The following is a 20166-nucleotide window of genomic DNA, read 5'->3' as shown; positions in this document are numbered from 1 at the left end:
TGAATTATTAAATTTAGTTTTTGGTAATAAAATTACCAAACCACCTCTTTGAAAACACTTTCATTACATTTTTCTTAGCACGCCATTCAAAAATTCTTTGCTAACTAACAGCAAAAAGATCATTAAGCTGTTACTTCTCTCAGCTTTTCCTGCAATTAATTGAGCTACGCTAGGAAAAAACAACGCCCCTAAATAAAAGGAGTAACAATGCAAGCTATCCAAGCTCAACATCATGGCGACACACTTAGCCTTAACCAAATTGACGACTTACAAGCAAATGCCGAGCAGATCCTCATAAAGGTTGAGGCCGCTGGCGTGAACCCTGTAGATACTTACATCGTTGCTGGTACTAACAATTACACCGCTACGTTTCCCCATACTCCGGGAAAAGACGCCGCAGGTACTATTGTCCAGTTGGGCGCTAAGGTAACAGGCTTCGAGTTAGGGCAACGCGTGTATTGTGCAGGCACCATAAGTGGCGCCAGTGCTGAATTATGTTTAGCTAGCCCACAGCAAGTTCACGCCCTTCCCGATGGCTTAAGCTTTGAACAAGGCGCTTGTTTGGGCACACCTTACGCAACAGCTTGGCGAGCTTTGTTTATTCGCGCCAAGGTTCAAGCAGCTGAAACAGTATTGATTCATGGCGCTAGTGGCGGAGTAGGTTTGGCGGCAATTCAATTAGCCAAAGCGGCAGGATGCAGAGTGTTTGCTACTGCAGGTAGTGACGCAGGTTTAGCCTTATTGAAACAACAAGGTGCAGACCTTGTGGCCAATCACCACCAAATAGAACATTACCAAGCAATACAACAAGCCGGAGCGGTTGATGTCATTTTGGAGATGCTGGCAAATCAAAACCTAGGCGATGACCTCCCCTTGCTTAATAAAGGTGGAAGAGTAGTAATAATAGGTAGTCGCGGCAGCGTAGAAATTAATCCGCGCGATTTAATGGCGCGAGACGCCTGCGTAATGGGTATGGCGCTAGCAAATGCCGATAGCAAACAGCTCACTCAAATACACTCGGCAATATATGCAGGTGCCACAGCCGGTTTTGTACGTCCAGTAATAAGCCAAAGCTTTAAGTTGGCCGACACCACTTTAGCCCATCAAGCAGTTATGCAAGCAGGTGCTACTGGTAACATTGTTATTCAAATTAACCAGTAACCAATATCAAGTACAAAAAAAGCGGCTTAAGCCGCTTTTTTTATTATCCGCTATTTACAAATCTTTAGTGCTCTCTAGGTAACCAAGATCAGAAATAAGTGTGTAAGCACGCGCTTTTTCAGTGAAGCTTTGCTGCGACTCGATAATCTCTTTAGCCAATGGATCACGAGCGGCGTGTTCCGCTAGCAACTCATCATTGGCTTTTTTCAATGCAGTGAGAACTTCTTTAGGAAAGGTGCGCACTTTAATGTCTGGGTATTCTTGCAACATGGTTGCCCAGTTATTGGTGCTCATTGCTGTGGCTTCTACATAAATATCGAAGGCTGTGGCGCGCATTGCCGTTTCTAAAATGGCCTGCAAATCTGCTGGTAGAGATTCAAACTTCTTTTTATTCATAAGAAACATGTTCTCTGAACCTGGCTCATGCCAACCAGTGTAGTAATAAGGGGCAATTTTGTGAAAACCCATGCGTAAGTCTAGCGAAGGCCCAACCCACTCAAGGGCGTCAATAGTATTGCGCTCAAGTGCGGTATATAACTCAGCTGGCGGAATGTTCACTGGCGTAGCGCCTAGTTTAGCCAGCACTTCACCAGCAAAACCTGGGATACGCATTTTCAGATTTTGTAGATCATCTACACTGTTAATTTCGTTGCGAAACCAGCCGCCCATTTGCACCCCAGTATTGCCACCTGGAAAGGTTAGCAAGTTATGAGGCTCATACACCTTCGCCATTAGTTCTTTGCCACCACCATAGCTATACCAAGCGTGTTGCTCCATCGCCGTCATACCAAAAGGCATGGTGGTAAAAAACATGGTGTTAGGCACTTTACCTTTGTAGTAGTAAGACGCCGAGTGGCCCATGTCGTACTGACCGCTTTTTACAAGATCAAAAATACCCAAAGGCGCTTTGTGCTTATTGGCAGAATCAACACGAATCACCAGCCGGCCATCCGACATCTGTTCGGCCATTTTGGCAAAACGTTGCACCCCAGTATCAAGCAACGGGAATTTAGTTGGCCAAGATTCAGCTAGCTTAAGCTTATAAACCTTGCCTTCTGCAATAGCATTAATAGAAAAACAGCTCGCCAATAACGCAGTAAAACAGAGCAATCCTTTTCTCATGATAAATCCTTATGTGTAGGTAGTACTTTAGTGATTATTATTATGTTGTGTCGCTGAAACCTAAAGTCATACTTTAGTTTCATTAACAGAATGATAACAGAGCCTTAGCCTGACTCATACTGCGTTTAAGCCCTAAACCGAGCGCAATAAAAAAGCCTTTCAAATAAGAAAGGCTTTAAAGTGTTGAACCGAATAAACAGCTAGTTTTTAGCCGACACTTGCTTGTACATAAGTGCAGCACACACAGCCCCAATAATAGGCGCTACCCAAAATAACCAAAGTTGCCCCAAGGCAATGCCACCCTCAATTAGCGCAGGGGCGGTGCTTCGTGCTGGGTTAACCGAGGTATTAGTAACCGGAATAGATATCAGATGAATAAGAGTTAAACCCAGGCCAATTGCGATAGGGGCGAACCCCGCTGGTGCGCGTTCATCGGTGGCACCTAAAATAATGAATAGAAACATAAAGGTCATCACTATCTCACATACCAATGCGGCCACTAATGTATAACCACCCGGTGAGTGCATGTCGTAGCCATTGCTGGCCAAACCATGACTTGCTAGGTCGTAATCACCGCTACCACTGGCAATTAAATACAAAATAATCGCCCCCACAAAGCCACCCAGTAACTGGGCACAAATGTAAGGAAACACATCTACTTTAGAAAAACGCCCAGCAACCGTTAAACCTATGGTAACGGCAGGGTTTAAGTGGCAACCGGAAATGTGGCCAATAGAGAAAGCCATAGTCAGCACGGTTAAACCAAAGGCTATCGAGACTCCTACTAAACCAATACCTACTTCGGGAAAGGCTGCGGCTAAAACAGCGCTACCACATCCACCTAATACCAACCAAAACGTGCCGATCCCTTCGGCAATTAATCGATTAAACAACGGCATGTTTGCTCTCCTTTTCAAACATTTAGTGACAAATGCAAGTCATCTTGCTGCAGCCTAACTATAGGCCACAATTAGCATCGTCACTGATTTTTGCTACAGATAAGTGATTTACTTTGTTTTAAAAGCTTAACGCAGCGCTTAAGCAGCTTGTTTAAATAACCGGAAGATTTAAGTTTGTTAGATTTTATATTCGATAAATGCAATGTAATCAGATAATAACTTAGATAAATGGTATGATCGCCGCGTTTTTGTCTGATTAGAGCTTATTGTAGGAGAATTATGTTTAAGCGTTCTTTGTTAGCGGCGAGTCTATTCGCTGTAAGTAGTACCGCAGCCTTGGCGAGTTCAATTAAGTTTGATCTCAATAACGACGTTTTTGAAACTGGTTTTGCAACGCAAATTGCACCTGGTGCAGAGATGTCAGCTAACTACATGTACTCTCGCCCAGAGGGTGATTTAGCAGATTTCGGCATAAAAGCGACTCACCAACAAGACATCCATAAATTTGCCATTGGCGCAAAATTTACCAAGCTGTGGGCTAACCACCGTGAAAACCCACATGCCTTTGCCATTGGAGGCGATTACAGCATTGCCGTTGCCCAAAACCTAAAAATATCGGGCAGCGCTTATTATGCTCCTTCGGTATTAACCAGCAGCGAGCTAAACCGTTACTACGATTTAGACGCCAAGATTGCTTACTCAATCATGCCGCAGGCAGATGTATACCTTGGCTATCGCGCCATTCAATTCCGTTACGCTAACGAACCCGATTTAGATTTTACTAAGGGCCTGTATATTGGTGCAGCCTTTAACTTCTAAACAAGAAAAGCCCTGTTAAACAGGGCTTTTTATTATGGATATGTAGTTAAGGAAGTTTATCTGGGATTACTTAAACGTACGCTGACGTGTTTTCTCAAGACCTTTTAAAATCTTATCTAAGCGATCTGGGTGTACCATAAACTCTTGGAAACCCTTCATACCGGCTTTAGCCATAGCAGGATCAGTATCACGGTCGTAAAATTGTGCCGTACCAGAAGCTGAACCCAACATTGCCACACCTTTATTTAAGAACTCATTGTCCTCAGCTTTAGCTTTTTTGTTAGGTGGAATTTGTAATAAGGCTTTGTTGATTTTGGTTTGATTCTCAGGACGCGCCATAAACGCTAGGTATTTTCTAGCATCTTCTTTGTTTTTGGCTTTAGCTGGAATATGTAAGGTATCCATCGGTGCATCTTCTGCTACACCTACCGTTGGGTCGATAATAGGGAACTGGAAGAAGCCCATTTTATCTTTCACTTCATCTGGGAAGTTAGGTGTAATGAAGTTACCAATTAAGTACATAGCCGCCTCACCGTTGTATAAGAACGGCTGTGCTTCCTGCCACGAGTAGGATGCGTGGTTCTCTAAGAAGTAACCAGGTTCAATCATCTCTTTCCATTTTTCCATGGTTTTCACAACACGAGGATCAGTGTAAGGCACTTTGCCATCCATCAATTCCATGTGGAAATCTAAACCATTTACGCGAAGGTTCATGTAATCAAACCAACCGGCGGCAGTCCAAAGGTACTTAGTACCAATAGCGATAGGCGCTACGCCATTCTCTTTAAGAATTTTAGACGCCTCAACTAACTCTTCCCATAGGTAGGGTTCTTCGATGTCATATTTTTCAAAAATGTCTTTACGGTAGTAAATGCCCCATTGGTAGTAGGTATAAGGAACACCCCATTGCTTACCATCAATAGTCATCGCAGGCGCAGCTGTTGCAAAATCTGCAGCCATGTCGTTTTGTTGCCAAAGGTCACTCACATCTTCAAACAAGCCCTTATCAACAAAGGCTTTCATACGGTTACCTGCATACCAATGCACAACATCTGGCGGCGAGGTTACTAGCCAGTTACGAATGGTAGTTTTGTAGGCTTCGTGATCGTACAAGTTGTACTTCACTTTAATGTCTGGGTACTCTTTTTCAAATTCAGCAATGATTTCTGCAAATGCGGCTTTAGGTGCAGGGTCAGAAGCGTCAGAGTTAATAATCAGTTCGCCAGCGTTAGCATAGCCACCAATTAAAGTAGCTAGCGCTAAGGCTTGACCACATTGTTTTAGTTTACTCATCATTTACATTCCTTTAGTTTTGTTGTCCTTGAGCAGGATTTATTTACTTCCCTCATTATTGCTTGAGGGTGTGTTTAGCCTTTAGTTGCCCCGAGGGTCAACCCAGCAATAAAATGACGTTGCATGGTAAAAAATAGTATGACCGGAGGTAAGGCCGCTACTACTGCACCAGCTGAGATCAACTGCCATGATGCCAACCACTGACCTTGCAACGCACTGAGACCGGCGGTAACTGGTCGCACTTCATCGCTTTGCACCAGTACTAAGGCCCAGAAAAAATCGTTCCAAATAAAGGTAAACACCAGTACCGCTAACGCTGCTGTAGCCGGTTTTACCAATGGCAATACAATGTGCCAAAAAATCTTAAATTCACTCACGCCTTCTACCCGCGCAGACTCAATCAACTCAGTAGGTAAGCCAACAATAAAGTTACGCATGAACAAGGTACAAAACCCTGTTTGAAAGGCCACATGGAATAAAATAAGCGCCCAGTGAGTATCGTATAAACCAAACTGAATGGTTAAATCGCGCACCGGAATCATCAAAATCTGAAACGGCACAAAGTTACCCGCAATAAAGGTGGCAAAGATCCAAATGTTGGCTTTAAAGTTGTATTTAGCCAGAGCAAACCCCGCCATGGTAGACAATGCTACACAACCGGCTACTGCTGGTAGAGTAATGATTAAGCTATTCATCAGGTACTGGAACATCGGCGTTGAAGTAAATACCTGAGTGTAGTTTTCAATTAACATCCACTCACTTGGCCAGCCCCAGTAATTACCTTGGTTAATATCGTTAAGCGAACGCACCGAGGTTGCCATTACTGCTAGCAATGGCAGCAGCCACAATACAATCGAAATGGGCAATGCCACACGGTAGCTAATGTTAGTGAAGGCAGACGCCTTTTCTATAGGACGTGGGTACATTATTTCTCACTCCTTATCATCCGCCACAAGAAGTAAGCGATATAGATATCCATAATTAAAAATAGCACTACAGCCACCGCTGCGCCGTAACCCATGCGATAGTTGAAAATTGATTCTTCATACATCATGTATGCTAATACTGTTGAGCTGCCCCACGGCCCACCCGCGGTCATAGTGGCCACTAAGTCGAATGAACGTAGCGCGCCAATCACGGTTACCACAATGGCAATAAACGTTGCTGGCCTTAATTGCGGTAACACGATGTACCACAGCATTTTCCAGCCCTTGGCGTTGTCTAAACGCGCAGCTTCAAGTTGCTCATGATTTAAGTTATTGAGGCCTGTGAGGTACAAAATCATGCAATAAGCGATTTGAGGCCAAAGCCCGGCGGCGATAATGCCGTAAGTCACCAAGTCTTCGTCGGCTAGAATAGAAACCGGATCGCCACCAAAGAAAGTGATCACACTATTCAAAACACCAAAGCTTGGGTCGTAGAACCAAGAGAACACCAAACCTACAACTACTTGCGAAATAACAAAGGGAAAAAAGAACAAAGCTTTTACCAGGCGAATTCCGTAAACCTGCTGGTTAAGAAATAGTGCAATAGCTAAGCCCATAGGCGGCGCCAACATAAACAACACCATCCACATAATGTTGTTAGTTAAGGCTGTCCAAAACTGATCGCTGTCGAACAATTCAATGTAGTTTCCAAACCCAATAAAGGTTTTTTCACCCAGGCCATCCCATTCAAAAAAGCTGAGCCAGATACTTTCTAAAACTGGAAACAACACATAAATGGAAAAAATAATTAATGCCGGACCTAAAAACATCCAAGGTGCGACATCACTAGCGCGTAATCGTTTACCCGCAACCAACTCAGAGGCTGAATTAACAGCATTTTCTGGAGATTTATTTGAAGAACTCGACGCCATTCCATGTTCCTTATTTGCCTGCAGGTATCAAACAATATAGCTATAAATAGCGGTTTACCCTTGATACACATCGCATTTCAGCAATTTTAACCACCCTTACGAGCAGTCAATTAACTATTGTTATAATCAAACTTAGATCAAAAATTGTGACAAGTAAACGTTTTCACAAGGAGAATGTTAAGGTAAAGTAAGATTTATGATCAACATCATACTTGTTCCGTTGCTAAGATTTAAAAGCAACCAAAGATAGGGATAGAAAATGGCAGATATAACACTTACCGGCTTAGTGAAACGCTACGCCAAAATTGAAACGATTCACGGCGTTGACCTAGATATTAAACACGGAGAGTTTGTAGTATTTGTTGGGCCCTCGGGCTGCGGTAAGTCTACCCTACTGCGTATGATTGCTGGTCTAGAAGACATTTCAGGCGGCCAGTTAAGCATTGACAATCAAGTAGTTAACAATGTTGACCCCGCAGAGCGCGGGGTTGCAATGGTATTCCAATCTTATGCCCTTTACCCACACATGACGGTTGCCGAGAACATGGGTTTTGGCATGAAGATGAACGGCGTAGAAAAAGCTGAAATCGATAAGCGAGTGAACATGGCTGCAAAAACTTTGCAGATGGAAAACTTGTTACAAAGAACCCCTAAAGAGCTATCTGGTGGTCAGCGTCAGCGGGTTGCGATTGGACGCGCGATCGTTCGTGATCCTCGTGTTTTCCTCTTTGATGAACCTCTTTCTAACCTAGATGCTGAATTGCGGGTTGAAATGCGTTTACAAATAGCCAAGCTACATAAAGAACTTCAAACCACGATGATTTATGTAACCCACGATCAGGTTGAAGCAATGACTCTAGCCGACAAAATAGTGGTGCTACGGGCCGGTAATATTGAACAAGTAGGCTCGCCACTTGAGCTCTACAACTACCCTGAGAATCTGTTTGTTGCTGGCTTTATTGGCTCACCAAAGATGAACTTTATGCCTTGTAAAGTTCATGCCTTGGAAGGCGACCAAGCTGATATCCAATTGGCAGATGGCCAACACATTACTATTACAGTTCGCGATAACAGCGTAACCGTTGGCGAAGAACTCAAGTTGGGCATACGTCCCGAGCACTTGCGTCTAGATGATACTGGAGCACTAAAACTTGGCTTCAAAAACGAAGTAAGTGAACGCCTAGGTAATGCTACCTACTTATTCGGTCAACTAGGTGATATTGATGGGATTAAAGTTCACGTAAATGGCGATCACCAAGTTGCTCGCTTTACCGACATTACGCTTAGCTGTGAACTGTCGGAGTGTTATTTATTTAACCACTCCGATGAAGCGGTTCGTGTTTACAACAAAACTGTTCAGTAATCTTCTCGACGCTACAATAAAGTCCCTATAGAGACAATTATTGCTTATCTTTGTTAAAAGGTAAGCAATAATTGCTCAAAATACTTCATACCCAACAATCTTAGCAAGCACTCTCCCTAGGTTATTCTTTACACTTTATCCATATTATTTTTCTGGGATAAACACTATGACTTTCACTCTGCGACTAAGCCACAGTCAGCGCATTAATTAGCCAAGCGCTGGCTGCAAACTGGCTTTTCTATTTTTCTTTCCAATATCAAGGATGTCGCAATGTCTCAGTTTAATCACAAAAAATACGCTTCGTTTAAACCGGTCGCGTTGACCAATCGCCAATGGCCAAACAACAGCATTAATCAAGCTCCACAATGGTGTAGTGTAGATTTGCGTGATGGCAACCAAGCCCTAATCGAGCCGATGTCGGTAGAGCAAAAACAGCGTTTGTTTGCTTTGCTAATAAAACTAGGCTTTAAAGAAATAGAAGTGGGCTTTCCAGCCGCCTCTACAACAGACTATGATTTTGTACGCTGGTTAATTGAAACAAATCAAATACCTGATGATGTCTCGATTCAAGTATTAACTCAAGCTCGTCCGGCCTTGATTAGCCGTACTTTTGAAGCCTTGAAGGGAGCAAAAAATGCCATAGTGCATTTGTACAACTCCACCTCCAAAGTGCAGCGTGACAAGGTATTTAAATTAGACAAAGCTGGCATCATTAATATTGCAGTGCAAGGCGCTAAAGAACTACAAAAACATGCCGACCAAAATCCACACACTAATTGGCAATTTCAGTACTCCCCCGAGAGCTTTACCGGCACTGAGCTAGACTTCGCCGTAGAGATTTGCAACGCGGTTGTGGCCCAGTGGCGCCCCAAAGCACAGCAGAAAATCATTCTTAATTTGCCCGCTACCGTTGAGATGTCTACTCCCAATGTGTATGCCGACCAGATCGAATGGTTTATTCAGCACATTGCCCATCGCGAAGACATTATTATTAGCCAGCATACTCACAACGACAGAGGTTGTGGCATTGCAGCAGCTGAGTTGGGCCAACTAGCCGGAGCTGACCGCGTTGAAGGGACTTTGTTAGGCAACGGCGAGCGCACTGGTAACATGGACATCGTAACCATGGCAATGAACCTTTATAGCCAAGGTATCGATCCTAAACTAGATCTAGCCGACATCGACGAAATAGTCCAAGTAGTGAAGTTTTGCACCCAATTGCCGGTTCACCCACGCCACCCTTATGTTGGCGAGCTGGTATTTACTGCCTTCTCGGGTAGCCATCAAGACGCAATTAAGAAATGTTTAGACATTCAACAAGCCGATCAACACTGGGATGTTGCCTACTTACCTATAGACCCAGCTGATTTGGGCCGCGATTACCAGGAAGTGATCCGCATTAATAGTCAATCGGGTAAAGGCGGCATTGCTTACATTTTAGATAAGGATTACGGCATTCAGTTACCTCGTTGGGCCTTAATTGAATTTAGCGCGATAGTGCAAGCCGATGCAGAAAAAAGTGGTGAAGAAATCAGTCCTGAGAAAATTTGGAGATTGTTTAACAATCACTATTTGGAGCAAGCGCAGGGCTACAAGTTAACTAATTATCAGGTTAACTACCAACAACAAGAGCAGATCCAAGTACTGATTGAGCGCAAGCAGCAGCGCTGTGATATTCAAGCCAGTGGTAACGGCGCTTTAGCTGCCTTTGTGAATGGATTAGCTGCCGAGATTAAGCAACAGATAGAAGTTCTAGACTACAACGAACATGCCTTGAGTAAAGGCGCTGAAGCAGAAGCAGTATGTTACATAGAAACCAAAATAGCGGGCAAACGCTACCTAGGTGTAGCAATTGATAAAGACATACTAACCGCCAGCCTTAAAGCCCTGTTGTGTGCATTCAATCAGCAACTAATCACTGAGGAACAACGCCAGCCACAACCCGCTTAAACTAACGCTCGCGCAGCATTGCTGCGCGAGTAGACCGTTTAGTGCTGATGACCACCAGCACCATGGGCGTGGCCATGAGAGATCTCTTCTTCACTGGCGGCTCGCACTTCAACTAACTTAATAGCAAAGTCTAGATGCTTGCCTGCATAGGGGTGGTTGGTGTCAATAGTCGCCATAAACTTGCCAACCTTAACTACCGTAACTTGACGTGGGCCTTGCTCTGTTTGCACCACAGCTGGCATACCGGCCTTCCAGTTTTTAGCGCCCTGTAAGTGCTTAACAGAAATTCGCTCCACGGCTTCTTCGTTGCGCACACCGTAGCCATTTTCTGGGGCTAAGCTCAAGGCAACTTCGGCACCGGCTTCTTTACCTTCTAAGCCCTCTTCAATGGCAGGAATCATCGACTTGTGCCCGTGTAAATAAGCTACAGCTTCGCCATTAGTGCTCTCTAATAGAGCACCATCGGTTTCATGTAAGGTATATTCAAAGCGAACCACTGTGTCTTTAGCAACTTTCATAACTATCTCTCAAAATAAACGTTGCCACACTACAACAAAACGCAGCCGCTTTGCCAAGTATTATCAGCAAACGTAGCCGCTACTTAGTTAGCAGACCTAGATCTCAGTCTAAGCACTGAACAATACAACTCTCGGAGACAGTGGAAAATGCTCTTTTATTAACTTGCTGATTGTCTCTAAGCTTAGTGGAAACGTTTACATCTAGATCCGATTTAGCCAGAGAATTTCTTCTATTGCGTCGTCTTCTTGTGGGTAATAATGACAACTCCATGTCTTTGGCTTGGTAGTCTTGCATTGTGTGCTCCCTGCAACTGGTGTTTCTAGTTATTTTAGAGATGATAAACAAACAGCCTAGACGAAGTTTATTACATCTACACCTCGACCTTAGTCTTATATACTTTTTCTTGTAAAAGTTTTCTTTGGTTTAATTAACTTATTCATTTTTTACATACCAGCAATAACCGTGATTTGCTTGATTGAGTTTTTGAAAGCGCTATCATTCACTCAATAACGCTGCAATATTAATCAACAAGGAGGTTGAAACTAGGAGATAGCCGATGAGTATCGACAACGTAGTTCCCTACCCGTCCAACCAAACCCCGTCTAATGCATCGCAAGCCTTAATGGAACATTTGTTCTCTCTGCGCAGCTTGCCACAGCAACATCACATTGATGAGTTAGCCGGCATAAGCCTAAGCATTCGCTCACTTGATCAGCTAAACCAACTGGCCGTACTAAGAGAAACAGCCGAGCGCCAGCAGCTTTTTGAGCATTTCGAATCGAGCTCTTGGTTTGTACAAGAGGGAGGAGACTACCTGTATCGCCCAGAGCTACTTAGATCGGCCCCGCTAACCAAAGTAGTGTTGCTGCTAAAAGAAACACTCACCTATCGCAATTGGAATGATTTACTGCGCTTGGCACACCCGCATTATTTATCTCAGTTGCTAGAGCGATTACGCGATTTTTCAGAGTCTAAGCATACGGCTTAAGTAAACCCAACTAGACAGGCCACATAAAGCTTTTGGTATAAAAGCTCGGCTAAGTTGCCACAGCGAACTTGAAGCTGTGGCTTACTGCTTTAAGCAAACTATAAGGCCAAGCCGAGCGAACTCAACTCAACCAATATCAACTAGAGCGCTTGGCTAATATACTCGGCCAAGCCATCAAAGCCGCCCAAATGTGGCAACAGCTCTATAGTTAGGCCTGGGTGCTCGTTAGTGGCTTGTTCGATAATGCGTGGCAGGTCATTCACCACATGTGTACCAGCGGCTAAAAAGTGCGGATACAAAGTTATTTGCTTAGCGCCAGCCTGGTAACAACGTTCTATCTGTTGTGGAATCGTGGGCTCAACCAATTCCAAAAAAGCCGCATGTACTTGAGAGTAATGACTTAGCTTTTCAGCCAACTGTTTTGCCAGCCCAACCACTTCTTGATTTGATTGAGGACGGCGGCTTCCGTGTGCCACGACCAATAAGGCTTTCATACACTTCCTAAGAGTTACAAGATTAATTCAATTTAGGCGCTAGCCAATTGAGTAGGTATTGCAGGTATCTTACTGAAAGTGTCTAGAGATGGGAAAGGAGATATTGAAGAAAACCAGCCCTCAGAGTTGAGGGCTGGTTTTAAAGAAACTATTTAACAGCGTCTTTTAATGCTTTACCAGCTACAAAGGCAGGTACATTGGCTGCTGCAATTTGAATCTCAGCGCCAGTCTGAGGATTGCGACCAGTGCGCGCTGCACGATGATTAACTTTGAATGTACCAAAGCCGATTAGCTGAACTTGGTCGCCTTCTTTAAGCGCGTCAGTTACTGCACCTAAAGTTGTTTCTAGTGCTAGTTTAGCTTGAGCTTTAGATAGGTCAGCTTTTTCAGCAATAGCATCAATTAGTTCAGTTTTGTTCATAATGTCTAAATCCTTTATGTTCGTTTTTAAATAATCCAGCTTCACTTTAAGAGAAAAAAAAACGCTGCGCAAAGAGTTTTTCTTCTTTAGAGCCTTGTTTGGCGGGGCTTTAACCAATTTATGCGTAAACAGTCACAAAAACACCGCTTAAAAGAGGATTATTCCTTAAGCATTGTCTTCTAAACAGATCCCTAAATTGCTCACACCTTGGTTAGCAGCCAGCGTTTTCAAGGCTTGCATAGACGCTTTGCCTAGTTCAAGTTGCTCAATTAGGTCAAGTAATTCACTTTGAAAAGCCAACTCTTGTATCACTAAATCTTGCGCCAAGATCTCTTGTTCTGTTTGTTCTCCAAATTGCAGCTCTAACAAGCTTAAAACACTAGCTAATGAGGTTTGACTAGCTTGTTCAGCTTCTTGACCAGTTGGTTCAAGTAAAGCATTAAATAGGCACTCCACCACCACACAACAATCTAAGGCAGGATAAACGCCATACATGTCGTAACTCTGTGGGTCTGGGATTAAGCTATCAAAGCGCTCACGCTGAGCAGAAAAGTTAATTTTGGTTTTAGGGTGAAGTGCGCTTTCCCAAAATAGACTGAGTAATTTGTTAAAGTCACTGTCGTGTTCCAGCTCTACAGCTTGGCAAAACAATAAGTAGTTTGGCGCCATGCGTTGGCATAAAGCTAAACAATAAAGTGATTGTTGCTTACTGCTTAACTGGGCTAAACGGTCGATATCACAAGGGGTAAGCATGGTTTGCTCCGCACTCAATAAAACGATTAAGATAATCAGGGCTAATTTGCTATGCAGCTTAACACCAGCACGCTTGCTTAGCGAAGTTTAGTCTTATTCAACCACAAGGTGCCCTATGCAAATTACCATTGTAACTCCTCAAGCTCAGCGGTATGTAGAGGCTTTAAGCCCGCGTTTCCCTCAATGCCAATGGTTTTACGCAGAACAAGCAAGCTTGTTGAACAAAGCGGCTTTGGCGAATGAAATCCTATTAGCTACGCCTAGCGAGGCAGCCAAGATCGTCACCCAAATGCCAAACTTGAAATGGTTACACTCTAGTTTTGCGGGTGTCGATGCGCTACTAAAAAAAGACCTACCTCAACACTACATACTTACCAATAGCCGCGGTGTATTTGGCCCCTTGATGAGCGAATATGTATTCTCTTACCTATTAGCCCACACTCAGCAGCATCAAACTTATCAATATCAACAACAGCAAGCGCTATGGAAATCCCAACCAGGCCTTAGTTTACAAGGTCTTACATTTTGCAGCGTTGGTAGTGGCAACATTAGCCAACACTTAGCAACCACCGCTAATCATTTTGGTATGCGCACGGTTGCTCTAAGCCATAGCGGCGCAGCCAAAGCACCGTTTACCCAAGTGGCCAACTTTGAACAACATAAACAAATATGTGCCACCGCTAAAGTAGTGGTTGCGGTGTTGCCTAATACTCCGCAAACCCTTGGTGTATTAAACGAGAAGTTTTTTTCCAGCTTGGCCGATGAGGTGGTGTTTTTTAATGTGGGTCGCGGAGACACACTAAATCAAGCGGCACTGCTCGCCTTTTTAAAAGCCAAGCCCAAAGCTACCGCTATTTTGGATGTGACTAGCCCAGAACCATTACCTAAAAACCACCCTTTATGGTCACAAAGCAACTGTATTATTACGCCCCATATTGCAGCGCCCAGCCGAGTGAGCGATATCATTGAGCTATTTGCTAGCAAGTTGGAGAACTATTTAGCAGGGGAAGAATTAACCGATAGAGTAGATTTTTCGAAGGGTTATTAGCTAGAAACGTTAGGCAGCGAAGGCTCGCTGCCTTTAGCTGTGTTTACGAGTCACCTTCAAAAGCAATTTGCTTTTCTAAGTCAAAAGCCGCAAACGCGCGATCTCCCAGAGAGTTAAGCACTTTTACCTCCCCATCAAGAATAGCGATAATAATTTTACCCACTTTATCGTCATTAGGAATAATCACCCGGCCTTTACTGCTTTGGTTTAGCCCCGACAATACCTGCTGTTGCAACAACAACGGGTTATCCTCATCGTAATAAAGCATGGTTACTTTCATAGTAGGTCCCTAAGGCTTAGCCATTTACGTAACAATAGCAACAAATAAACCAACAAATAGCAACTTTAGCCTAGCTAAAGCGCTTCTACCTATGTACTCAGTTCCGGACGCTGCCTAACAATCCCTTTAAAAACATATTGTTCAAAACAACATCCGTTAATTAACATTAGCATAGCTTTTGTTTAGTGGTTAATGATGGTTTTGCTTTTAAGCATAGCTTATAGTCGACGCTAAAGTTAAATGAAGAGAGAAATCATGGCGTTTAAAGAATACAAAGTTTTAGCAATTACCGAAGGCGCTCTTGGCACCCTGTTTTTAGGCGCATCGGGTATGCCTTTACAAAAAGTAGAAGCTACCTTAAATAAAGAAGCCGCTGATGGCTGGCAGTTGGTATTTCAGGTAATCGAAAATCGCCGTTTCTGGCTTTTTTGGAGCCGCGAAACGGTAATTGTCACTTTAGGTCGTTAAAGGTGTTGAATCGCGAGCAAGTCGAACAGCGGCAAGAGCAATTGCGGGAGCAAATTGCTCTGTTGCCCCAAAAGCAACGCAAGCATTTTTATCAGCGCTGGCAAAAACAAGTGAAAGATCCCGACAGTTACGCAGTGCTTAACTACCTGTTATTGGCTGGCTTGCATCATTTTTACTTGGGGAAATGGCTACGTGGTGCGGTTAACTTACTGATATCAGTAATTGCAATACTACTAGTAACTTTAGGCGCAGGGCTGCTTGGTTTAGGCTTATTAGTGGCAATTACAATAGTAGAACTGCCTGCTCTATTTCGCTCCGAATTAGTGGTGCTAGATTATAACAACCAACAAATGCAGCAATTATTAGAGCAGGTTAAATCGGCTTAATCTTTTGGCCCTTTAACTAACCACAGTAAAAAGCCAGCCAATGGCAGCAAGCAAATCAAAAATACCCACAAATACTTACGCCCTACTTCAGCGCTACTTTTTATGATTTTTACGATGGCAAATACATCACACACCAAAATGGTGATAGCTAACAGTAACGACATGCATACTCCTTGTTGAAATCGGGCTTATTCTAAATCAATTTGACGGCGTAAGTTGAAAAGAATTTGTTGGCGCGCTTTAGCTGCTTCATCGTCTGGCTGTAGGCTTATTTTTTGGGTCACCATTTGCAACTCAAAGTACAACCAACTTCTCACAAAAACGCTATAACGCGTGTCTAAACCAAAAGCGATTAAACGCGCATAATCTTGCTCGGGAGGATCTTGATAAAGGCCTTCTCGAGACTCCACCAGCACTTCGCCTAAATATTCTTGAGATACCTCATCGTTTGCATAAGCGCCATAAATACTACTCAAGGAAAACAATATGCCCAACATCAACTGCTTCATACATAAAACCTTATTCTATGAGTAACTTAATTGCCATTATTAGCAACAATAGTGCAAAGGCTTGTTTCAAGCGTCGCGCTGGCAAGCGATACGCCAAACGACTGCCCAAACGAGCAAAAATAGAACTGGTTAATACTATGCCACACCATGCCGGCAAATAAACATAACCCAAACTCCAGCTAGGTAGTTCGGCAATATGCCAACCGTTGTAGATATAAGATATCGTGCCTACCAGCGCAATGGGTAAGCCACATACCGCAGAAATTGCCACGGCTTTGGGAGCCGGCACACCAAACCAGCTAAGGCTAGGAAAGGTTATGGTACCGCCACCAATGCCAAACATTGCTGAAATACTTCCTACCAGTGTGCCTAACAGTCCTGTACCAAGCGGCCCAGGTAAACTTTTTTGTGCCTTAGGAGTGCGACCAAACGCCATGTAAGCAGCCATAAACAACAAAAAGCCGGCAAAATAAGCACTTAAGTGATTGGCGTGTAATTGCGTGGCAAGCCAAGCGCCAAACATTGAGCCAACAATTAAACCAATGCCCAAACGATTCACTACTTGCCAGTCGATCGAGCCTCGGCAGTAATGAGCATAGCTGGCACTACTTGCGGTAACAATAATCGACGCTAAAGAGGTACCAATTGCGAGATGAATGGCTGAATCACTGGCAAAGCCCATTGCGCCAAAGCTACCAATTAACACCGGTACAATAACTAGACCGCCGCCAATACCAAACAGTCCCGACATCAAGCCAGCAATGGCACCAATGAGCAGAAAGCTTAAAAACATCAAAACAATTACAGCGCTATTTGTTTAGTTAATGCGCTCAGTCTGCGTTAAGCGTAAAGGTTGCGCAAGATTTTCTGGTTCGCTTTTAGAAAAATGCGAAGAAATATAAGGATGTAGATTCGATTCACCAACACTTTTTAGTTTGTAGGTGACAACAACGATCAGCACTAATACAACAACAATGCTTATTTGCAGTGGGGATTTCATAACATCAAGCTCTCTGTTACGGGTATAAACGAACTTCATCCGTAAAGAGTTCTAAGACGCTCACTATAGCAAATTAACTTGCAATAGCGAGCGATTTTCAGTGTAACAACTAAGCGTACTGCTTATATGTGTTATTTAACTTTGTAATATGTGGGCGAAACCACACAAAAATCTATTTATGGTATTTGGCACTAAACTCATGCACAGCATCAATAAATGCCCCAGCATGCTCTGGGTTTACGTCTGGGTGAATACCGTGGCCTAAGTTAAACACATGGCCACTCCCCTCACCAAAGCCTGCCAGAATAGTTTGTACTTCTTCACGAATCCGTTCTACTGGCGCATACAACATTGATGGGTCCATATTACCTTGCAGGGCAACCTTGTCGCCTACGCGCTTTTTAGCATCAGCAATATTAATGGTCCAATCTAGGCCAACTGCATCACAACCAGTAGCAGCAATTTGCTCTAACCACTGACCGCCATTTTTAGTAAACAAAGTCACCGGCACAGCTTGGCCGTTTACATTGCGGGTTAAACCACTCACGATTTTGTGCATGTATTGCAAAGAGAACTCGTTGTAATCACGTGGCGACAACACCCCGCCCCATGTATCAAATACCATCACAGATTGCGCGCCAGCAGCGATTTGGGCGTTCAGATATAGAATTACCGAGTCAGCTAGTTTATCTAACAACATATGCAGGGTCTTTGGCTCACTAAAGGCCATTTTCTTAATACCTGCAAAAGATTTGGTTGTACCGCCTTCAACCATATACGTTGCCAAAGTCCAGGGACTACCAGAGAAGCCAATCAAAGGAACTTCACCTTTTAGCTCACGTTTAATGGTGCGAACTGCATTCATTACGTAACCCAGCTCTTGCTCAGGATCTGGCACACCTAAGGCCTCTACCTGCGCTTTGCTAGTAACAGGGCGTTCAAACTTAGGGCCTTCTCCAGTCGAGAAGTACAAACCTAAGCCCATAGCATCGGGAATGGTAAGTATGTCTGAAAATAAAATGGCGGCATCTAGATCAAAACGACGTAAAGGCTGCAAGGTCACTTCACAGGCTAAATCGGCGTCACGGCATACCGACATAAAATCACCGGCGCCAGCGCGAACCTCGCGATACTCTGGTAAGTAACGCCCAGCTTGACGCATCATCCAAACTGGTGTCACATCAACTGGCTGCTTTAACAGTGCGCGCAAATAGCGATCGTTTTTGAGTTCCGACATACCTTTCCCAATTATCTAAAATTTTAGCTAGAGCATTGTAACTAGCTGCCTTAACAACTCAAGCCTTTAGCACTAGCAATGGGTAATTCTGTACCGGATTATCACTAATTGTGGGTAACTTGCTCACTCCAATGGTCAATCATTTCGCGAGCAATGGTGCCAGGTGGTGGCAAATGTGGCAGTTGGCTTACATCAAACCACTGTGCGTCGGCTAATTCTCGACGGTCTATCTGTATTTCGCCTTCATCGTATTCAGCAAAGTAAGCGGCCATTAAAGAATGCGGGAATGCCCAAGGTTGGCTTTTCCAATAACGCAGATTTTTTATCCGTAAGCCTGTCTCTTCGCGTACCTCACGGTGAACAGTATGCTCAAGGGTTTCGCCCGCTTCCACGAAGCCAGCAATGGCTGTGTAAATCGGTTGTTCTTGTTTTTGATGACGCCGATGATTAGCCAACAGCACTTTATTACCATGGCTAATTAAAACAATAATGCTCGGCGAAATACGTGGGTAAGCGCGAAAGCCACACTGTTGGCATTGCATTGCCAGTTCCCAGTCCACTCGCTCTAAAGCCTCTCCACAACTGCCACAAAAACGATGCGTTTTAAGAAACAAGGCAAATTGTTGGGCTTTTCCCACTAAGTCAAACAGCTGGCTATTTAATACCGCCATGCTGGCACGTAGTTCTATCCACTCACCCATGCCTAAATCAATAGGCTCGGCAAGTTCAAGCCGTAAACATGCTTCCCCCTGATAATGGGAAAAACGTTCAACTTTGGAAAAATCCAAGTCAGGCAATGGTAAATCTTCAACATCGCCATAGGGGATCCGCTCCCCTTGAGGAATAACTAATATTTGGTTACCACAGGTGAAAAACCACCAGCCAAATTGCTTATTCACGGTTGATCCTTTTTATCGCGCGCTTGCTCAATTAGCGAATAATGACCAAGCTTACACTACATAACAAGCTTTTCCCGACTGACAAATGTTTAGCCAAGCCGCACTTAAACTAAATATCGGTTGACGAAAGCCGCGATTTTATTTAGTTATAGTTACATAAATTAGGGAACTAGGAGCAAGGGCGATGCTAAGCAAACTAGAACAAGCTCAAGCCAAATGGGGAGGCGCCAGTCAAGTTATTGATGCTTGGCTAGATGCCAGAAAACAATTGCTCATCGCTTATTGTGAATTAGCAGGGCTGCCACCTTACGACAGTGACGAACGCTCATTACCTGCACTGCCTCAAATTACCCAGTTTTGCCAACAGTTAGTTGACTACGCCTCCACTGGGCATTTTGAAATCTACGAGCAAATCGTTAGTGAATGTGCCAACGATGGCGATACTCTTCCAGGAGAAAAGCTGCTCCCTCAAATCACCGAAACAACCGACACTGCCCTAGCCTTTAATGATAAGTACGCTGAGGTTAACGAAGATTTAGAATTTGGTAGTTTTGATAAAGATTTATCACTACTGGGTCAAGAGATGGAAGTTCGCTTTGCTATCGAAGATGAGCTACTGGATCATCTTTACCAACATAGCCAGCAAAGCGCAGCCGCAGAATAATTTTAAGTAAAGGCCTATGACGGTCTTTTTTATTT

Annotated in this window: 25 protein-coding genes; 9 read left to right on the top strand and 16 right to left on the bottom strand. The window is 43.8% G+C overall.

Features of this window, described 5'->3' with window-relative positions; translation table 11 throughout:
• Positions 1 to 207: 207 nt before the first annotated feature.
• Positions 208 to 1161 (top strand): NADPH:quinone reductase, encoded by a 954-nt coding sequence (locus OAG1_RS02285; protein ID WP_338623589.1) that lies wholly within the window; start codon positions 208 to 210, stop codon positions 1159 to 1161.
• Positions 1162 to 1215: 54 nt separating this feature from the next.
• On the opposite strand, the gene OAG1_RS02280 is transcribed toward OAG1_RS02285, so the two are convergent.
• On the bottom strand, positions 1216 to 2283 hold the full coding sequence (locus OAG1_RS02280) for a TRAP transporter substrate-binding protein (protein WP_338623587.1): 1068 nt from the start codon (positions 2281 to 2283) through the stop codon (positions 1216 to 1218).
• Positions 2284 to 2483: 200 nt separating this feature from the next.
• Positions 2484 to 3182: an aquaporin Z gene (gene aqpZ / locus OAG1_RS02275; protein WP_016402094.1), complete on the bottom strand. Its 699-nt coding sequence runs from the start codon at positions 3180 to 3182 to the stop codon at positions 2484 to 2486.
• A gap of 279 nt (positions 3183 to 3461) precedes the next feature.
• Between aqpZ and OAG1_RS02270 the strand changes: the two genes are divergently transcribed.
• The gene (locus tag OAG1_RS02270) at positions 3462 to 4001 is read left to right on the top strand and encodes a YfaZ family outer membrane protein (RefSeq protein WP_016402095.1); all 540 of its coding nucleotides are present in this window, start codon (positions 3462 to 3464) and stop codon (positions 3999 to 4001) included.
• Positions 4002 to 4067: 66 nt separating this feature from the next.
• On the opposite strand, the gene OAG1_RS02265 is transcribed toward OAG1_RS02270, so the two are convergent.
• The 3 genes from OAG1_RS02265 to OAG1_RS02255 form a co-directional block, all read right to left on the bottom strand.
• On the bottom strand, positions 4068 to 5297 hold the full coding sequence (locus OAG1_RS02265; protein WP_016402096.1) for an extracellular solute-binding protein: 1230 nt from the start codon (positions 5295 to 5297) through the stop codon (positions 4068 to 4070).
• A 71-nt stretch (positions 5298 to 5368) separates the two neighbouring features.
• Positions 5369 to 6220, bottom strand: coding sequence for a carbohydrate ABC transporter permease (locus OAG1_RS02260; protein WP_016402097.1), 852 nt, complete (start codon positions 6218 to 6220; stop codon positions 5369 to 5371).
• Positions 6220 to 7152, bottom strand: a complete 933-nt coding sequence (locus OAG1_RS02255) for a sugar ABC transporter permease (protein WP_016402098.1) — start codon at positions 7150 to 7152, stop codon at positions 6220 to 6222. Before OAG1_RS02255 ends, OAG1_RS02260 begins: the two co-directional genes overlap by 1 nt.
• A 259-nt stretch (positions 7153 to 7411) precedes the next feature.
• Here OAG1_RS02255 and ugpC point away from each other — a divergent pair, with 259 nt between their 5' ends.
• Together ugpC and leuA are read left to right on the top strand one after the other, a co-directional pair.
• Complete coding sequence (gene ugpC / locus OAG1_RS02250) at positions 7412 to 8515, top strand: sn-glycerol-3-phosphate ABC transporter ATP-binding protein UgpC (RefSeq protein WP_338623582.1); 1104 nt, start codon at positions 7412 to 7414, stop codon at positions 8513 to 8515.
• 270 nt (positions 8516 to 8785) lie between these two features.
• Positions 8786 to 10465: a 2-isopropylmalate synthase gene (gene leuA / locus OAG1_RS02245; RefSeq protein WP_338623580.1), complete on the top strand. Its 1680-nt coding sequence runs from the start codon at positions 8786 to 8788 to the stop codon at positions 10463 to 10465.
• 38 nt (positions 10466 to 10503) lie between these two features.
• Here the strand turns inward: leuA and OAG1_RS02240 are convergent, their stop codons facing one another.
• Positions 10504 to 10983: a peptidylprolyl isomerase gene (locus OAG1_RS02240; RefSeq protein WP_220719202.1), complete on the bottom strand. Its 480-nt coding sequence runs from the start codon at positions 10981 to 10983 to the stop codon at positions 10504 to 10506.
• Between the two features lie 557 nt (positions 10984 to 11540).
• On the opposite strand from OAG1_RS02240, the gene OAG1_RS02235 reads away from it, so the two are divergent.
• Positions 11541 to 11972 carry a hypothetical protein gene (locus OAG1_RS02235; protein ID WP_016402102.1) on the top strand — a complete coding sequence of 144 codons (432 nt, stop codon included), beginning with the start codon at positions 11541 to 11543 and terminating at the stop codon, positions 11970 to 11972.
• Between the two features lie 140 nt (positions 11973 to 12112).
• Here the strand turns inward: OAG1_RS02235 and OAG1_RS02230 are convergent, their stop codons facing one another.
• From OAG1_RS02230 to OAG1_RS02220, 3 genes are all read right to left on the bottom strand, one after another.
• Positions 12113 to 12466: a CbiX/SirB N-terminal domain-containing protein gene (locus OAG1_RS02230; RefSeq protein ID WP_338623576.1), complete on the bottom strand. Its 354-nt coding sequence runs from the start codon at positions 12464 to 12466 to the stop codon at positions 12113 to 12115.
• A gap of 148 nt (positions 12467 to 12614) precedes the next feature.
• Positions 12615 to 12887: a nucleoid-associated protein HU-alpha gene (hupA, locus tag OAG1_RS02225; protein WP_016402104.1), complete on the bottom strand. Its 273-nt coding sequence runs from the start codon at positions 12885 to 12887 to the stop codon at positions 12615 to 12617.
• A gap of 165 nt (positions 12888 to 13052) precedes the next feature.
• Positions 13053 to 13640: a YjaG family protein gene (locus OAG1_RS02220; RefSeq protein ID WP_016402105.1), complete on the bottom strand. Its 588-nt coding sequence runs from the start codon at positions 13638 to 13640 to the stop codon at positions 13053 to 13055.
• A 115-nt stretch (positions 13641 to 13755) separates the two neighbouring features.
• Here OAG1_RS02220 and OAG1_RS02215 point away from each other — a divergent pair, with 115 nt between their 5' ends.
• Positions 13756 to 14688: a D-2-hydroxyacid dehydrogenase gene (locus tag OAG1_RS02215; protein WP_338623573.1), complete on the top strand. Its 933-nt coding sequence runs from the start codon at positions 13756 to 13758 to the stop codon at positions 14686 to 14688.
• 43 nt (positions 14689 to 14731) lie between these two features.
• On the opposite strand, the gene OAG1_RS02210 is transcribed toward OAG1_RS02215, so the two are convergent.
• Positions 14732 to 14968 carry a TIGR02922 family protein gene (locus OAG1_RS02210; RefSeq protein ID WP_016402107.1) on the bottom strand — a complete coding sequence of 79 codons (237 nt, stop codon included), beginning with the start codon at positions 14966 to 14968 and terminating at the stop codon, positions 14732 to 14734.
• A gap of 255 nt (positions 14969 to 15223) precedes the next feature.
• Here OAG1_RS02210 and OAG1_RS02205 point away from each other — a divergent pair, with 255 nt between their 5' ends.
• On the top strand, positions 15224 to 15436 hold the full coding sequence (locus OAG1_RS02205) for a DUF4177 domain-containing protein (protein WP_016402108.1): 213 nt from the start codon (positions 15224 to 15226) through the stop codon (positions 15434 to 15436).
• A gap of 2 nt (positions 15437 to 15438) precedes the next feature.
• Positions 15439 to 15822 carry a TM2 domain-containing protein gene (locus tag OAG1_RS02200; protein WP_338623570.1) on the top strand — a complete coding sequence of 128 codons (384 nt, stop codon included), beginning with the start codon at positions 15439 to 15441 and terminating at the stop codon, positions 15820 to 15822.
• On the opposite strand, the gene OAG1_RS02195 is transcribed toward OAG1_RS02200, so the two are convergent.
• The 6 genes from OAG1_RS02195 to nudC form a co-directional block, all read right to left on the bottom strand.
• Positions 15819 to 15986, bottom strand: coding sequence for a PLDc N-terminal domain-containing protein (locus OAG1_RS02195; protein ID WP_016402110.1), 168 nt, complete (start codon positions 15984 to 15986; stop codon positions 15819 to 15821). The two genes, OAG1_RS02200 and OAG1_RS02195, sit on opposite strands and share 4 nt — an antisense overlap.
• 24 nt (positions 15987 to 16010) lie before the next feature.
• Complete coding sequence (locus OAG1_RS02190; protein WP_338623566.1) at positions 16011 to 16331, bottom strand: hypothetical protein; 321 nt, start codon at positions 16329 to 16331, stop codon at positions 16011 to 16013.
• 10 nt (positions 16332 to 16341) lie between these two features.
• Positions 16342 to 17124 (bottom strand): sulfite exporter TauE/SafE family protein, encoded by a 783-nt coding sequence (locus OAG1_RS02185; protein ID WP_338623564.1) that lies wholly within the window; start codon positions 17122 to 17124, stop codon positions 16342 to 16344.
• Between the two features lie 24 nt (positions 17125 to 17148).
• On the bottom strand, positions 17149 to 17331 hold the full coding sequence (locus OAG1_RS02180; RefSeq protein ID WP_016402113.1) for a hypothetical protein: 183 nt from the start codon (positions 17329 to 17331) through the stop codon (positions 17149 to 17151).
• A gap of 172 nt (positions 17332 to 17503) precedes the next feature.
• The gene (gene hemE / locus OAG1_RS02175; RefSeq protein ID WP_220719212.1) at positions 17504 to 18568 is read right to left on the bottom strand and encodes a uroporphyrinogen decarboxylase; all 1065 of its coding nucleotides are present in this window, start codon (positions 18566 to 18568) and stop codon (positions 17504 to 17506) included.
• Between the two features lie 104 nt (positions 18569 to 18672).
• Positions 18673 to 19467 carry an NAD(+) diphosphatase gene (gene nudC / locus OAG1_RS02170; RefSeq protein WP_249483406.1) on the bottom strand — a complete coding sequence of 265 codons (795 nt, stop codon included), beginning with the start codon at positions 19465 to 19467 and terminating at the stop codon, positions 18673 to 18675.
• A 184-nt stretch (positions 19468 to 19651) separates the two neighbouring features.
• Here nudC and rsd point away from each other — a divergent pair, with 184 nt between their 5' ends.
• Positions 19652 to 20131: a sigma D regulator gene (gene rsd, locus OAG1_RS02165; protein ID WP_338623558.1), complete on the top strand. Its 480-nt coding sequence runs from the start codon at positions 19652 to 19654 to the stop codon at positions 20129 to 20131.
• Positions 20132 to 20166 lie beyond the last annotated feature (35 nt).

Source organism: Agarivorans sp. OAG1 (genome assembly GCF_037076485.1).
GTDB lineage: Bacteria > Pseudomonadota > Gammaproteobacteria > Enterobacterales > Celerinatantimonadaceae > Agarivorans > Agarivorans albus.
The sequence above is the reverse complement of the archived record's forward strand: the minus strand, read 5'-3'. Positions and strand labels throughout refer to the sequence as shown.